Raw genomic sequence first — 14,030 nt, forward strand, 5'->3', positions numbered from 1 at the left:
ATCGCCACATTAACTAAAAGCGAGCCCTTGCTCTTCAAACCATTGAATTTTTTCACGTACATTGACAACATCCCCTACAACAATCATCGAAGGATTATGGTAGCCCTCACGTTCAATAATATTGGCAATATCGTTAAGAGGCCCTGTGATTGTTCGCTGTTGCTCAGTTGTACCCCATTCAATGACCGCAACGGGCGTCGTCGCTGGACGGCCATTGTCGATAAGCTTTTTGGAGATATATGCAATATTGCCTACACTCATATAAAAAGCGACGGTATCGATCCCCATTGCAAGTGCTGGCCAATTTAAATAATCTTGTCCCTTTTCCTCTCGACCGTGCCCAGTGACGAGAGCAAAACTTGTGGCAAAATCTCTGTGCGTCACAGGTATACCTGCATAGGCAGGAGCTGCAATGCCAGCTGTAATACCGGGTACCACCTCATAGGGGATGCCGTGATTTTTTAATATTTCCGCTTCTTCTGCGCCACGACCGAAAACGAATGGATCGCCCCCCTTTAAACGAGTAACGACTTTGCCTTCTTGTGCCTTCTCGACAAGCAATGTATTAATTTCGTCTTGAATAAGATGATGCTTACCAGGCAATTTTCCACAGTAGACAAGTTCCGCATCATTTTTTGCAAACTCTAATAATTTCGGATTCACCAGACGATCGTATGCAATGACATCGGCCTTTTGAATACATTCCAGCCCATATACTGTTATGAGCTTTGGATCACCCGGACCTGCTCCTACTAAATAGACAATTCCATCTTTCATCGCGTTTCTCCCGTCAATAGTTGTTGTAAAAAGGCCTCTCGTCGTTCAAACTCTCCACTACGTGTCCACTCTAATAAGTTTGGCTCAAGCAATGCTTGTAATGCTTTGCGTCGTTGTTCACCTTTATCAAATTGAGCGGAAATCATGAGACGGGCTTGTTGTAAAAAGCAAACATAATCTTCATAGACAACATCAAATTGCTCCGCTAAATCTTCTTTTATTTTGCGTGCAAGAGCGGGGCTTGCGCCAGAGGTAGAAACCGTCAACACGAATGGACCACGGCGAATAGTTGCCGGTGTAATAAAATCACTCTCACCTTGTACATCTGCACGATTAAACAGCTGCCAATGTTGGGCTGCCTCTTGTACCGCATCATTGACGTTTGTATCATTTGTCGCAGCCATAATAAGCGTGGCATCGTCTAAATCACGCGGCTCAAATTCTTTTTCACGCCATGTAATTTGCCCTGATTCTACAAAGGGCACTAATGAGTCGTGTAACGTTGGACTCACGACGACAATGTTTGCTTTTGCAGGTAATAAGGAATTTACCTTTTGCGTCGCAACATGTCCTCCACCAATGATGACAACAGTTTTATATTCAATATTGAGATGAATAGGGAAGTAATCAGTCACTTGTCTTCACCTTCTTACAAGCTGTTAACCAATTATCAACAAGCTTTGGATTGGAAACAAAATGAAAATGCGTATAGCCCGCTACGACATTGCCTGCTTGATAACCTTCTTGCTTATTGCCAAAACGCCCTTTTGTTTCATATGCGTGGCTGTTATGCGAACCACTGTAGGATGAATAATGGAATTCGTGACCTTTTGCTTGTTCGTCTTGACCAATTAAAAAGTTAGATGTTGTCCCAAAAATTTCACGATAGCCTAGTGCCGCAAGCTTTGTTTGCATCGCTACTTCACCTGGGATCACACCAAGCATTGCATAGCGTTCCCCTTGACTGTTCGTAATTGCTTCGGTCAAATACATAAAGCCTCCACATTCAGCTAATGTTGGTAAACCTTTCGCAATCGCTTGACAAATGGAAGCTTTCACCACTTCATTGTTAGCTAGCGTGTCGGCAAATTCTTCTGGGAAGCCCCCACCGATATATAAACCATCTGCTTCGGCAGGTACCGGTTCATTGGCAAGTGGTGAGAAAAATTGCAATGTTGCTCCCTTCGCTCGTAGAAGCGCTAAATTTTCTTCGTAATAAAAGTTAAATGCAGCATCTTTTGCTACTGCAATACAAATATTTTTAGAAGGTTGTTCAGCAAATAGCTGGCCCGTTTCCTGTAGAACGGGCGCCTTTGTTAAGGCTAGTAATAAGTCTAAATCAATCGTCTCTGCCATTAATGCACCGAGCTTATTAAAAAATGTATCGAGCTCCCCCCGCTCAATCGCAGGAATAAGCCCTAAATGACGACTTGGAATATCAATATCTGCTTCGCGCTTTAAATAGCCAATTACCGGAATACCACATTCCTGCTCAATCGCAGCTTTGGCAATTTCGTAGTGACCAACACTGCCTACTTGATTGGCAATTACGCCAACAATGTTTGGCTTGTCAGACAGTAGTTGAAAGCCTTTGACTACAGCCGCTACACTGCGCGCCATGCTTGCACAATTGACAATTAAAATCACAGGGCTTTCTGTGACAACGCTAATTTCCGCTGCGGAACCTTCATCAGAAAGTGGGCTTTTACCATCATAAAAGCCCATCACCCCTTCAATAATGGACACGTCAGCATCCATGCTTGCACGTGCCACAATATCACGTACCGCATCATGCGAAAACATCCAGCTATCAATATTGCGCGATACACGTCCTGTTACGGCTGTATGGTAGCTTGGGTCAATATAATCCGGACCACATTTAAAGCCTTGCACGATTTTTCCTTTATCCTGCAATGCTTTCATCAGGCCGATGGTGAATGTTGTCTTACCAACTCCACTTCCTGTTCCTGCGAGAACAAAGCGATTTGTTTGCATAGGCTTTCCTCCTAAAATACTAATCTAGCTACAGAAATTGTAGCATTGCCTGATTTTTTCTTTGGTAATATAAGTGATTCCACCTGTGCATAGCGCATCGCAGCTGGTTCACTTACCCCATATGCCCCTGTAAATTTAAAGACCGTTTCAGAAGGTGATGGGAAATGGATTTCATTTAATTCGGCTGGGGTATACGTAACGAACTCCCAATCATATTTGTTCGTGATGTCTATAAAGCACTGCTCATCTTTCTTTAAATCAATTGTACACAGTGCTTTAACACTTTTTTTCGAGAGCTTCAATTCAGCTAGTGTTTCATCAATGACTTGTTCAATTTCTTCAACAGACGTCCCTCGATTACAGCCCATACCAAGTACTACTGATTTTGGTCGATAAATAACTCCATTGTCCAGCAAAACTTCTTCCTCTCGTTCAATGAGACGGTCGGTAATCAATAGCGTAGCATGCGGTTGCGCTGCCATGGCGTCGTGTGTAGATGGGTAAATTTTAATTTGCTCCGGCATCGGTGTATCACGCATCCACCAATCGCGTTCCCCCGTTTCCTGAACAATCGCCACATGTTCCTCATTGACGACAGAGGCACTAACTGGTGTTAGCTTATCTGCACTGTCCCATACCCAGCCAAAACGGGCACCAAATAAATCAACGGGAATTGTTTTTTGGACGTCAGAAGCTGTTGTAATAATCGGATTTGCTCCTAATGCCGCAGCCACTTCATGTGTAAGCTCATTGGCGCCACCTAAATGACCTGACAGCACGCTGATGACATTTTCTCCACGATCATCAATCACGACAACACCCGGATCGGTTTTCTTATCCTGTAAAATAGGCGCAATCATGCGCACAACTGCACCAAGTGAAATAATTAATATTAATCCTTTATACTGTTTAAAAAGTGTTGGCAGTAATAAACGAACCGTACCAGTAAAAAGCTGAATATGCTTTTCCTCTTCGTCGCCCTGCTCAAACTTACTCATATAATATAAATCGCTTGCCGCAAAAGTTTGCTGTAGTTTACGTCCGATTTGCACACCATGCTTTGTAATGGCAACAACCGCATAGGGATTGCGCTGATCAACTGCTGGCAATACACCTTCCTGTAATTCAATCATGTGACTTCACACCTTTGCGGAAGCCATGTGTAAAGGTCGCATCATATAATTTCGAACGGTACTCATCTTTATCATGAATATTCGGGTCTAATGCCCAACCAGCTAGAATCATGGCATGCTTACGAATACCGTTCACACGCATTGCCTCATCAAGCTCTACTAATGTCGTGCGTACAATTTTCTGGTCTGGCCAAGTAGCACGTTGAATGACTGCAACAGGTGTATCATCAGCCCATCCCGCACCTTGTAATTCTTTGACGATTTTCTTTGTGAGCGTTGCACTTAGGAAAAGCGCAATCGTACAATGATGGCTAGCAAGATCACGCAGCTTTTCAAACTCAGGCACAGGCGTACGCCCTTCTGCACGTGTTAAAATAAGCGTTTGTGTTAAATCAGGAATCGTTAACTCGGCACCGATGGCAGCTGCTGAAGCAAATACCGAGCTCACACCAGGTATAACCTCGTAGCCAATCCCTTCTTTCTTCAATAATGCAATTTGTTCCATAATGGCACCATACATCGCAGGGTCGCCAGTATGCATACGTGCCACAACTTTCCCCGCATTAACACGCTCTACCATCACTGCGACCATCTCTTCTAAATGCATGCCGGCCGTACGAATCACTTCTGCATCTGGCTTTGCTTTGGCAATCAAATCTTCATTAACTAATGAATCCGTATACATCACAACGTCCGCTGTTTGCAACATATGTAATCCTTTGACCGTAATTAAATCCGGGTCTCCTGGGCCTGCACCGACAATATAAATTTTCTTCATTATTTACGCACCACCATTAACGTTAAATATTCTAAATCGACACCGTCAAGCTCGCGCACATCCCAAATAATTTCCTCATCAGATGTTACCTTTGTGACCACGGAAGCTTTATCAAGTAAGTCTAAATCACGCAGCACTTCTAGCATTAAATCAATCACTTTCGCTACTTTAATAAAGACAACTGCATCATGACTTTCAATCGCTTCACGCATGGCATCATAATCGTCATAGGCTGGAATAATTGCCACTCGATCATCTCCGTCAGCAAGGGCAATGCCTAAACGAGAGGCAGAACCGTTGAACGAAGAGATGCCTGGTACTGTGCGAATTTCAACATCTGGATGCATGTCCTGCATGAGCTTCATCATATGGATAAACGTACTGTACAAAAGAGGGTCGCCTTCTGTCACAAATGCAACATCCTTCCCTTCTTGCAATTTACCATAGACAAGTTCAACGGATTTTGTCCATTCACGTTCTAAAACCGCCTCATCCTTTGTCATCGGGAAAACAAGACCTAGCATATCCTTTTCTTCCGGGTTAATGTAGACATCGACGATACGATGCGCATAACTTTTACTGCCTTTTAGTTTTTTCGGATAAGCAATTACCGGTGACTCCTGAATCACGCGGAATGCCTTTACTGTAATTAATTCTGGATCGCCAGGGCCTACGCCTAAGCCATATAAAATACCAAGATTACTCATGATTTTCTTCCTTTCGATATGCCGAAATAATATAGATCGGATTTAATGGGACAAAGCGCGTCATATCTAAAATTGGTTTACTTCGTGCAAGTTGTGCCTGTAAAATTTCGACTGCAAAGCCACATGCTTTAAACGCCTCGACGGCTTTATATAAATTTTCGATTGTCGCTGCATTTAACACAATACGACCATTTGGTTTCAAGCGTGCACAGCAGAGCTGTAATAACTCCACCATTTCCCCACCTGTTCCGCCGATAAAAATGGCATCTGGATCTGGGAATTGCTCTAGTCCAGCAGGTGCTTTACTATGAATTGCCGTTAGATCGACACGAAATTTCTGTTGATTTTGCAGGCAGTTTTCTAAATCAGGTGCATTTTTTTCCACTGCATACACTTGACCTTCTGGGGCCAGTTTCCCAGCTTCAATTGCCATCGAACCTGTACATGTACCGACATCCCAAATCGTGCTATCCTTTTGCAGTTGCATCGCTTGTAAACTTAGCACACGAATTTCCTTTTTCGTAATAAGCCCTTTATCTGGCTTACGCTGCGAAAACTCTTCATCATCAATACCAAGTGCATAGCGCTTTGGGGCTGATGTTTGCTGTAAAATCACGACATTTAATGATGAAAATTGCGCTTCTTCCATCTCATCAAGTGAGTACCAGCCAAATTTCTCATCAATGCCTTGTAAATTTTCTGCCACAAAAGCACGGTATTCTGTCATTCCAAAATGTTTTAAATAGCGTGCCAGGGCATTTGGATTATTGTCCGCATCCGTCAGCAACGCCACTTTCTTTTGGCCATCAATACGCTGTGCCAAGCCTTTTATTGGGCGCCCGTGAATACTTGTGACATAGGCGTCCTGCCAGCTTTCGCCCATTTTGGAAAAGGCGAGTTGGATGGAGCTCATATATGGATAGACTTCGATAGTAAGCTTTTTTGCTAAATAGCCGCCGATGCCGTAAAACAAAGGATCACCTGACGCTAAAATAACTGTTTTTCGTGTTTCTTGAGCTAGTTTTTCAACGAGCGTTGAAAGACCGCCTTTAATGACGATTTTTTCGCCTGTAAAGCTTGGGAAAAATTCAAGAACACGTTCACCGCCTACGAGCACCTCACAGTCCGCAATCCACTGTCGATACTGTGGTAGTAAACTTTCTTGTCCGTTATCCCCGATCCCAATTAATTTCATCGATGGATGCAATGTCATCAGCCCTTCCTAGTAATTGTCCCTGCATCGAATAAATCGATGTGGAGAGTGTCAAGCCCCCTCGAATATGGTGTAATGATGAATAACAACACGCCTCACATAAATGATGAAAGAACGCCTCATAGCCTTTTTCCGCCATAATTTCACCTACTTGGGAGGCGGTATTTGCTTCTCTTACTTGCAGGACCGTTTCATCGTCGGCCCCAATATCAATGGCTAACTGTGCCAAAAAGTTAAAATCAATCGCTGCGCTTTTGGAGTGCACCATCATCACCCCTTGCGCAACCTTGGAAAATTTCCCCATCATACCAACGAGTGATACTTGCTTAATGCCAAGTCGTTTACAATGCTTTAATGTAAAGCCGACAAAATCACCCATTTCAATAAACGCTTCCTCCGGTAATGCAGGATACTGCGCCATACCATACTTTTCACTGCGCCCACCTGTTGTCACAACAACATGTTCACAGCCAGCTGCTCTGGCAACACTGATTGCTTGGACAATGCTCGCCATATAGGCAGAACTCGAAAAAGGCACGACGGTTCCCCTTGTGCCTAAAATAGATATACCGCCAATTATGCCGAGCCGTCCATTTAATGTTTTTTTGGCAATTTCCTCACCGTCTGGTACAGAAATAACAACCTTAACACCCCGACTAATTTGAAACTCATCTAGCACATCTTGTACAGTACTATGTATCATCTTACGAGGAACAGGATTGATTGCAGCTTCTCCAACAGCAACCGGTAAGCCGGGCTTTGTTACGCGCCCGACGCCAATACCACCATCTAAATGTATACCGGGTGTATCAGCCCAACTGACCGTGCCAATAATTAAGGCTCTATGTGTCGCATCTGGATCGTCACCAGCATCTTTAATCGTCTCACAGCTGACTTCATTGCGTCCAAATGTACATTTTTCAATTGTAAACGTCGCGTCACGCCCTATTGGCAAATGAATCGTACTCGTTTCTTGCTCTTCGTTTGTTATAAGGGCTAGCAAGGCGGCTTTTGTCACTGCAGTTGCACAGGCTCCGGTTGTATAACCGTGACGCATGTCTTTCGGATCCTTTTTTGGCTTCCGCTCCATTACTTTTTCGCCTGTTCGTCCGCTAATAATGAAATGGCATTTAATGCAGCAACCGTCACTGTACTACCGCCTTTACGACCAACGTTTGTGATATATGGAATACCTTCTAACTTTAACAGCTCTTCTTTCGACTCAGCTGCTGACACAAAGCCTACCGGCATCCCAATAATTAAGTCTGGTTTTGCTAAGCCTTCTTTAATTAAACGAATTAACTCAAGTAATGCTGTTGGAGCATTCCCAATCGCATAAATGCCGCCTTCGTGTAATGTTGTTGCCTTTTGCATAGAAATAATGGCACGCGTTGTATTTTGTTTTTTCGCTTCAATCGCCACGTCTTCATCTGCAATATAGCAATGTAAATCGCCACCGTGCTTTTGGAAACGTTTTTTCCCTGAGCCACTTTCAATCATTTGCACATCGGCAATGACATGGCGACCTGCGAGAATAGACTTGATACCCGCTTCAAGAGCTCCTGGCGTAATAATGACGCTACGTCCTAATTCAAAGTCAGCTGATGCATGGATAATACGACGGACAACTTTCCACTCGTCTTCTGAAAAATCATGGTCGCCCATTTCCTCTGCAATAATGGAAAAACTATAATCATAAATTTTGTCTGGGTCTACTGTTAATGGTTTAAAATCTGTTTTGAAATCCATGTGGAATGCCTCCTAAAGTATATGTTGTACAGCCTGTAGTACGTCCTCAAATGCGGAATATTGCTGGCCGTATTGAATATTTGGTCGTGCAATTAATATCGTTTCAATGCCACAGGCAAGTGCTGCATCTAGCTTTTCGTCCACTGAGCCCACTTTGCCACTTTCTTTCGTAATCATTAATGTGACATTGTATTGACGGAATAATGCTTCGTTTAATTCTTGTGAAAAAGGACCTTGGATGGCAACAATATCTTTTTGCGCCACACCAAGTGCTTGACATTTTTCCATATTATCGAGACGTGGCAGCATCCGTGCAATTACACGAGTATTTTCTAAGCCTTGTAATACGTTTGTAAACGTTGCGAGCGTTTTACTGCCAGTTGTTAGCATAATAACGCCCCGTTTTTCCGCGGCAAGCTTAGCCGCTTCCTCATAGTCTTTGACCACAGTAATTAGTGGATGCTCGTAATGCTCATTGGCACGCTCATAGCGAATATATGGCACACCTGCACTTTCGGCTGCTGCCATAGCATTTTTAGAAGCTTCCTCTGCAAATGGATGAGAGGCATCGACAACTAAACGGTAACCACGTTCCGTAAGTATTGCTGCCATTTCCTCAGCAGTAAGTCGGCCAACTAAATGGGGCAGCCCTACCTCTGCAAGGCTTGAAGCAGCGGACTCTGTAACAACGGTTGCCGTAACAGCATAGCCTGCTGACTGTAATTCAAGTGCAAGATTTCTAGCATCACTCGTACCTGCTAACATGAAAATCATTTCACTAACTCCTCGTCATGATGGTGGTCATGTGCGTGGTCGTGATGATGATGATGGTGATGATCGTGATCATGGTGGTGGTGACCATGGTCGTGGTCGTGGTCGTGATGGTGCTCCACAAATGCCGATGCGTTAATACGGTATTGACAAGTATCACAATTCATTTTTACGTCTCCTGCAATCGCTTCTTCCATGCGATCTAGTAACACCGTTTTTAATTTTGGATGGTAGCCAAAGTAATCTGCCAATTGGATGTCTACATCCGCATACGTTGCTGCGAAGTTCTTTTGCATCCCTTCCATACGCTCCATTAAAATGCCTGTAAATAAGAAATATGGCAACATAATGATTTTTTTTGCACCAAGACGGTAACAGCGCTCGATGCCTTCATCCACTGAAGGATTCGTAACGCCCATAAAAGCACACTCTACTGTCAGTACATCTAATTGTTCCCAAAGTAAACGACCGATTTTATAAAAATCACTGTTCGCATCCGCATCACTACCGCCACGCCCAATAAATAAAATCGCCGTATCTTCTTGTTTTTCTTTCAGATTCAAGCCTGTTCCTGCTAAACGCTCTGTTAAAATATTTAACACTTCTTCATGCACGCCAAGTGGTCGACCGTAAGTAAACGATACATTTGGGTATTTTATGCGAGCGGCATCAATCGCTGCTGGAATATGAATTTTTGAATGGCCAGCTTGCAATAAAATAATTGGCACAGCATAGACCTCTGTAGCCCCACGCTGTATACATGCATCAATACCTGAAGGAATATTTGGCGCTTCAAACTCTAAAAAGCACGTTTCTACAATAAAGTTGTCATCAATTGAAGGCGTCAATTGTTGAATAAACGTGCGTACCTCATCATTTCCTGCTGCTAAACGGCTACCATGGCCAATAAATAAAATTGCTTTCATTACTTTTCTCCTCACTAGTCGCCGCACGGTGCTGGCTCTACTTTTATTTTTGATGACATATCTTGGTACGTAAAATGCAATATTTTTTTCACCCGTTTGAAATACTTAAATAAACGTTCATTGGGGTGGGCATTGGCCTTATATTCCTCGATAATGTCTGTTATAAGCGGAATTAATTGCTCTGGCTCTAACCCCTCTACGACAGGTTGTGCCGCATGCGCTGTACGTCCTACTGGTTTTGCTCCGATAAAGACATCAAATTTACTTTTTCGATAGACGATACCGATATCATCAAACACCGCTCGATAACAAGCCATGCCACAGCCATTAAAGCCAATATTTAAAGTTTTGGGCAACGACAAGCCACCAAGCTTTTCTTGGATTTCCTCAGCATACGGAATAGAATCAGCCTTTTCCCCGTAACAGAAATCACATGCTTTTAATGACAGTACATCGCCAATCGGAGCGAGTAAAAAACCGACTGCAGTTAATTTTTCTGTAATAGTCTCGGGGTCCGTTGTTGGGATTTTCAAATGAATTTGATGGTCTGGTGTATATTCCATCGTCCCTTCTTCCCCGACAACTTCAGCTAATGTCATCATTTGCTGTGGCGTAAAAAATTTATTTGCCACCCCAGGACTAACAGCTAGTTCAAAAATGGATTCTATTTTTTGCTGAACTAACTTTGGTGTTGTTGTAACAGTTGTCCCCTTTACCATCGCAAGGGCCGTTGCTGCCATTTCCAACGATGTTTTTTTCGCTTCTGCTACAGGGGAAATCGCCATACTGCTCTTTAAGCGACCTGCATTCGGATCTGCGGCAAAGTCTTGGCGTGCCGTACCTGTTTCTTGATTCATCGCCCACGGTTCGTTTTCTTCTTTTAAACGCTGGTGCGGACGTAAAGGCTGTTTTTCTTCCCCAAGAGTATATTTACGCTGATAGCCACGCGGTGTAATCATTTTATTGTCATAGAAAAATGTCGATGAGTTGCCAATAATAACCGTCGTTAACATGCCGATATCATGTTCGAGCATCTCAGCTAACGTCGTCATCGTGATTTCCTGACGATCTCGGTAGGCACTTTTTACAAGTCCTACTGGTGTATCAGGGGCACGATATTCGAGTAAAATCCGTTGTGCTTCAACAATTTGACGTGTCCGGCGACCGCTTTTCGGATTGTATAAGGCAATGACAAAATCCGCCATCGCTGCCGCTTCCACACGCTTGGCAATTAAATTCCAAGGTGTTAAATGGTCACTTAAACTAATCGTGCATGAATCATGCATAATCGGAGCACCTAGTAAACTTGCACATGAATTAATAGCTGATATACCTGGTACGATTTCGACTTCAACCCCTGTTGCTTCCGTCCAACCAAGCTCAATGAGTACTTCATAAACAAGTCCAGCCATGCCGTAAACACCTGAGTCTCCACTAGAAATAACTGCCACGATGTTGCCTGCCTCAGCTTGGCGAACCGCTTCTTGAGCTCGCGATACTTCTTCCGTCATACCCGTACTAACAATCGACTTCGCAGTAACTAAATCTTGTATAAGCTCAACATACGTTTTATAGCCGATAATAAAATCACTTTGTTGTAATGCTTCAACAGCTCGTGTCGTAATATGTTTGAAATCCCCAGGTCCAAAACCTACAACAAAAATCTTTCCTTTTTGCGCCATTTGTTACCCCTCTTTCACCTTGTCGATGCCTTTAATGGCCGTTGTTTGTGGTGTGCGCTGTAACGTACCTTCCGTCAATGTAAACACATGCTCACTATGTAAAGAATCGTGATTTAAATCTTGCACAAGTGATCGACCATGCTCAACAGACGGCACACGATACCAATTGCCTTGCGGATACGCTATCACAACACAAGCATCTTTACAGCGCCCATTACAACGTGTTCTCGTCGTATGTATTTCCTTATCGAGAGATAACTTCTCGATTTCATCACGTATCGCTAATGTAATTTCCTCCGCCTCTTTTTTCATGCAACTACTGCCATTACAAATAAAAAGATGGGTTTTCATACCCTCTAAATTCCAAGTTGTCATTGTTTTTCTCCCCTCATTGACTGATTGGAAAAAGAAAAAAACCTTTACTCAGGTATCGAAGAGTAAAGGTTTTGTAGAAGCCAAAATAAAACGAATAAACACGTATCCGTTCTCGCTCCACTTCTCCCTCCGAAAAGTTTGCATGCCATCAACTAAGCAGGTTTCCTGACTTAAGCTTCCTTTTACTTTCGCGCCTTCCCAAGTTTCTTAGTGGCATTGCGATTTCATCAGCTCTTACAGTAGCGGGGGCTGTACCGGATTTGCACCGGTTTCCCTATTATCTCGAACGATTTCGAGCACTTAATGATGTTTCTATATTAAATTTTACATAAAAATATATACAACGATTGGAAAACTATTTCTATCATAGCCTATTATTTTTATACTTTTCAACAGTTCTTTTTCATTTATTAGATTTTTAATAAAATTTCAACAAATATTCCGTTGAAATTGCTCACTATTCTCTTACATTTCTCTGGATTTTCTACAACATCATACTAAGGAAAATATTTTTTGAAAAAAAAAAGGATAGCGAATGACTGGAAAATCATGTTACACTTTGTCGTGAAAACTCACAACTTTATCTTTTTTCGGTGCGAAGTGTATGCATTTCGCTTAAAAGGGAAGCCGGTTCAAGTCCGGCGCGGTCCCGCCACTGTACTAGGGAGTTTTATAGAGTATGTCACTGTCGATAGGATGGGAAGACCTATAAAACGTTGAACTAAAGCCAGGAGACCTGCCGAAAAAAACGTGATCGTTTCAACCTACGAGGATAGGTGTGCGGCTTAGCAAATAACAAGTCAATTTGCTTTTTTCAGCTATGCACTTTTTCCGTAATGGAGAAGTGCTTTTTTTATTGCGCACGCTACATTCAAATCAAACTGTGAAGGAGGAAAGATTGTGAAATTTTCTTTGTGGAAACTTAGTTATTTCTTACTAGCATTTTTACTAGTACCGAAACGTGCCTTTGCTATGCATATCATGGAAGGATTTTTACCGATTGAATGGGCCATTTTTTGGTGGGTTATTTCCATTCCATTCATCATTTTAGGATTGCGTTCTATTCGTAAAACAATTGATGAAAACCCTGAAACGAAAATGATTCTTGGGTTATCTGGTGCATTTGCATTCGTTTTATCTGCCTTAAAAATTCCATCTGTTACGGGAAGCTGTTCTCATCCTACTGGGGTGGGACTTGGGACGGTGCTTTTCGGACCATTAGCCATGAGTGTCATCGGAACGATCGTCTTATTATTCCAATCATTGCTGTTAGCACATGGGGGTATCACGACTTTAGGGGCAAATGCTTTCTCCATGGCGATTGTAGGACCTATTATCGCTTTTTATGTCTTCAAAGGTTCGCAAAAAATCGGCCTATCGTTTTCACTCGCTGTCTTTTTTGCCGCGATGCTTGGGGACTTAAGTACGTACGTTGTCACTTCTGTTCAATTAGCACTAGCTTTCCCTTCTGAAGTTGGAGGCTTTATGGCGTCATTCACAAAATTCGCAGGGATTTTCGCGTTAACACAAATTCCTTTAGCGATTAGTGAAGGTATTTTAACCGTTATCGTGATGAATTTCTTAAAAAAATATAATGTCAGCGAATTAAAGGCATTACGTGTTTTCTCAGCAAAGGAGGCACATTAGCATGAAGAAAAATTTACTGCTCCTGGCAATTGTTGTGCTGTTAGCGATCATCCCCCTTTTCATCCAAAAAGGGGCTGAGTTTGGTGGAGCGGACGGCGAAGCGGAAGCTGCAATCGGTGAAATAAATGCGGATTATGAGCCATGGTTTGAAAGTTTATGGGAGCCACCAAGCGGTGAAATTGAAAGTTTATTATTCGTTTTACAAGCTGCAATCGGCGCTGGTTTTATTGGCTATTTCGTTGGCTATATGCGCGGCAAGCATAAAGAAGGTTAAACG

At 42.8% G+C, this 14,030-nt stretch carries 15 protein-coding genes and 2 riboswitches; of the genes, 2 read left to right on the top strand and 13 right to left on the bottom strand.

Features of this window, described 5'->3' with window-relative positions; genetic code table 11:
* Window positions 1–9 precede the first annotated feature (9 nt).
* From cobA to ACKVEV_RS07700, 13 genes are read right to left on the bottom strand one after another with little or no spacing between them, the layout of a single operon-like run.
* Window positions 10–777 (bottom strand): uroporphyrinogen-III C-methyltransferase, encoded by a 768-nt coding sequence (cobA, locus tag ACKVEV_RS07640; RefSeq protein WP_409369805.1) that lies wholly within the window; start codon window positions 775–777, stop codon window positions 10–12.
* Window positions 774–1,412: a bifunctional precorrin-2 dehydrogenase/sirohydrochlorin ferrochelatase gene (locus ACKVEV_RS07645; RefSeq protein WP_409369806.1), complete on the bottom strand. Its 639-nt coding sequence runs from the start codon at window positions 1,410–1,412 to the stop codon at window positions 774–776. Before ACKVEV_RS07645 ends, cobA begins: the two co-directional genes overlap by 4 nt.
* On the bottom strand, window positions 1,405–2,772 hold the full coding sequence (locus tag ACKVEV_RS07650; protein WP_409369807.1) for a cobyrinate a,c-diamide synthase: 1,368 nt from the start codon (window positions 2,770–2,772) through the stop codon (window positions 1,405–1,407). Before ACKVEV_RS07650 ends, ACKVEV_RS07645 begins: the two co-directional genes overlap by 8 nt.
* 11 nt (window positions 2,773–2,783) lie before the next feature.
* The gene (locus tag ACKVEV_RS07655) at window positions 2,784–3,905 is read right to left on the bottom strand and encodes a cobalt-precorrin 5A hydrolase (RefSeq protein ID WP_409369808.1); all 1,122 of its coding nucleotides are present in this window, start codon (window positions 3,903–3,905) and stop codon (window positions 2,784–2,786) included.
* Complete coding sequence (cobM, locus tag ACKVEV_RS07660) at window positions 3,898–4,683, bottom strand: precorrin-4 C(11)-methyltransferase (protein ID WP_409369809.1); 786 nt, start codon at window positions 4,681–4,683, stop codon at window positions 3,898–3,900. Before cobM ends, ACKVEV_RS07655 begins: the two co-directional genes overlap by 8 nt.
* Window positions 4,683–5,390, bottom strand: a complete 708-nt coding sequence (cobI, locus tag ACKVEV_RS07665) for a precorrin-2 C(20)-methyltransferase (RefSeq protein WP_409369810.1) — start codon at window positions 5,388–5,390, stop codon at window positions 4,683–4,685. The genes cobM and cobI overlap by 1 nt, the downstream gene beginning before the upstream one ends.
* Window positions 5,383–6,603, bottom strand: coding sequence for a precorrin-6y C5,15-methyltransferase (decarboxylating) subunit CbiE (gene cbiE / locus ACKVEV_RS07670; RefSeq protein WP_409369811.1), 1,221 nt, complete (start codon window positions 6,601–6,603; stop codon window positions 5,383–5,385). Before cbiE ends, cobI begins: the two co-directional genes overlap by 8 nt.
* Window positions 6,560–7,693 carry a cobalt-precorrin-5B (C(1))-methyltransferase gene (locus ACKVEV_RS07675; RefSeq protein ID WP_409369812.1) on the bottom strand — a complete coding sequence of 378 codons (1,134 nt, stop codon included), beginning with the start codon at window positions 7,691–7,693 and terminating at the stop codon, window positions 6,560–6,562. The genes cbiE and ACKVEV_RS07675 overlap by 44 nt, the downstream gene beginning before the upstream one ends.
* Window positions 7,693–8,352 (bottom strand): precorrin-8X methylmutase, encoded by a 660-nt coding sequence (locus ACKVEV_RS07680; RefSeq protein WP_409369813.1) that lies wholly within the window; start codon window positions 8,350–8,352, stop codon window positions 7,693–7,695. The genes ACKVEV_RS07675 and ACKVEV_RS07680 overlap by 1 nt, the downstream gene beginning before the upstream one ends.
* A 12-nt stretch (window positions 8,353–8,364) precedes the next feature.
* Window positions 8,365–9,126 (bottom strand): precorrin-6A reductase, encoded by a 762-nt coding sequence (gene cobK / locus ACKVEV_RS07685; protein WP_409369814.1) that lies wholly within the window; start codon window positions 9,124–9,126, stop codon window positions 8,365–8,367.
* Entirely contained in the window at window positions 9,123–10,049 is a 927-nt protein-coding gene (locus ACKVEV_RS07690) for a sirohydrochlorin chelatase (RefSeq protein ID WP_409369815.1), read from the bottom strand. Before ACKVEV_RS07690 ends, cobK begins: the two co-directional genes overlap by 4 nt.
* A gap of 14 nt (window positions 10,050–10,063) precedes the next feature.
* The gene (cobJ, locus tag ACKVEV_RS07695) at window positions 10,064–11,731 is read right to left on the bottom strand and encodes a precorrin-3B C(17)-methyltransferase (RefSeq protein ID WP_409369816.1); all 1,668 of its coding nucleotides are present in this window, start codon (window positions 11,729–11,731) and stop codon (window positions 10,064–10,066) included.
* A gap of 3 nt (window positions 11,732–11,734) precedes the next feature.
* Window positions 11,735–12,106 (bottom strand): (2Fe-2S) ferredoxin domain-containing protein, encoded by a 372-nt coding sequence (locus ACKVEV_RS07700; protein ID WP_409369817.1) that lies wholly within the window; start codon window positions 12,104–12,106, stop codon window positions 11,735–11,737.
* Window positions 12,107–12,243: 137 nt separating this feature from the next.
* A riboswitch (cobalamin riboswitch) is annotated at window positions 12,244–12,425 on the bottom strand.
* Between the two features lie 255 nt (window positions 12,426–12,680).
* Window positions 12,681–12,865, top strand: a riboswitch (cobalamin riboswitch).
* Between the two features lie 141 nt (window positions 12,866–13,006).
* Here ACKVEV_RS07700 and ACKVEV_RS07705 point away from each other — a divergent pair.
* Both ACKVEV_RS07705 and ACKVEV_RS07710 read left to right on the top strand, forming a co-directional pair.
* Complete coding sequence (locus tag ACKVEV_RS07705; RefSeq protein WP_409369818.1) at window positions 13,007–13,753, top strand: energy-coupling factor ABC transporter permease; 747 nt, start codon at window positions 13,007–13,009, stop codon at window positions 13,751–13,753.
* A 1-nt stretch (window position 13,754) separates the two neighbouring features.
* Window positions 13,755–14,027 carry an energy-coupling factor ABC transporter substrate-binding protein gene (locus ACKVEV_RS07710; RefSeq protein ID WP_409369819.1) on the top strand — a complete coding sequence of 91 codons (273 nt, stop codon included), beginning with the start codon at window positions 13,755–13,757 and terminating at the stop codon, window positions 14,025–14,027.
* Window positions 14,028–14,030: the final 3 nt, after the last annotated feature.

This window comes from Lysinibacillus sp. 38-6 (assembly GCF_046245175.1).
In the GTDB taxonomy this organism is placed as follows: domain Bacteria; phylum Bacillota; class Bacilli; order Bacillales_A; family Planococcaceae; genus Lysinibacillus.

Coding starts and splice junctions, on each gene's coding strand:
- cobA (WP_409369805.1), bottom strand. CDS start 777: ATGAAAGATGGAATTGTCTATTTAGTAGGAGCAGGTCCGGGTGATCCA.
- ACKVEV_RS07680 (WP_409369813.1), bottom strand. CDS start 8,352: ATGGATTTCAAAACAGATTTTAAACCATTAACAGTAGACCCAGACAAA.
- ACKVEV_RS07710 (WP_409369819.1), top strand. CDS start 13,755: ATGAAGAAAAATTTACTGCTCCTGGCAATTGTTGTGCTGTTAGCGATC.
- ACKVEV_RS07650 (WP_409369807.1), bottom strand. CDS start 2,772: ATGCAAACAAATCGCTTTGTTCTCGCAGGAACAGGAAGTGGAGTTGGT.
- ACKVEV_RS07690 (WP_409369815.1), bottom strand. CDS start 10,049: ATGAAAGCAATTTTATTTATTGGCCATGGTAGCCGTTTAGCAGCAGGA.
- cobJ (WP_409369816.1), bottom strand. CDS start 11,731: ATGGCGCAAAAAGGAAAGATTTTTGTTGTAGGTTTTGGACCTGGGGAT.
- cobK (WP_409369814.1), bottom strand. CDS start 9,126: ATGATTTTCATGTTAGCAGGTACGAGTGATGCTAGAAATCTTGCACTT.
- cobM (WP_409369809.1), bottom strand. CDS start 4,683: ATGAAGAAAATTTATATTGTCGGTGCAGGCCCAGGAGACCCGGATTTA.
- ACKVEV_RS07700 (WP_409369817.1), bottom strand. CDS start 12,106: ATGACAACTTGGAATTTAGAGGGTATGAAAACCCATCTTTTTATTTGT.
- ACKVEV_RS07655 (WP_409369808.1), bottom strand. CDS start 3,905: ATGATTGAATTACAGGAAGGTGTATTGCCAGCAGTTGATCAGCGCAAT.
- ACKVEV_RS07675 (WP_409369812.1), bottom strand. CDS start 7,693: ATGGAGCGGAAGCCAAAAAAGGATCCGAAAGACATGCGTCACGGTTAT.
- cbiE (WP_409369811.1), bottom strand. CDS start 6,603: ATGACATTGCATCCATCGATGAAATTAATTGGGATCGGGGATAACGGA.
- cobI (WP_409369810.1), bottom strand. CDS start 5,390: ATGAGTAATCTTGGTATTTTATATGGCTTAGGCGTAGGCCCTGGCGAT.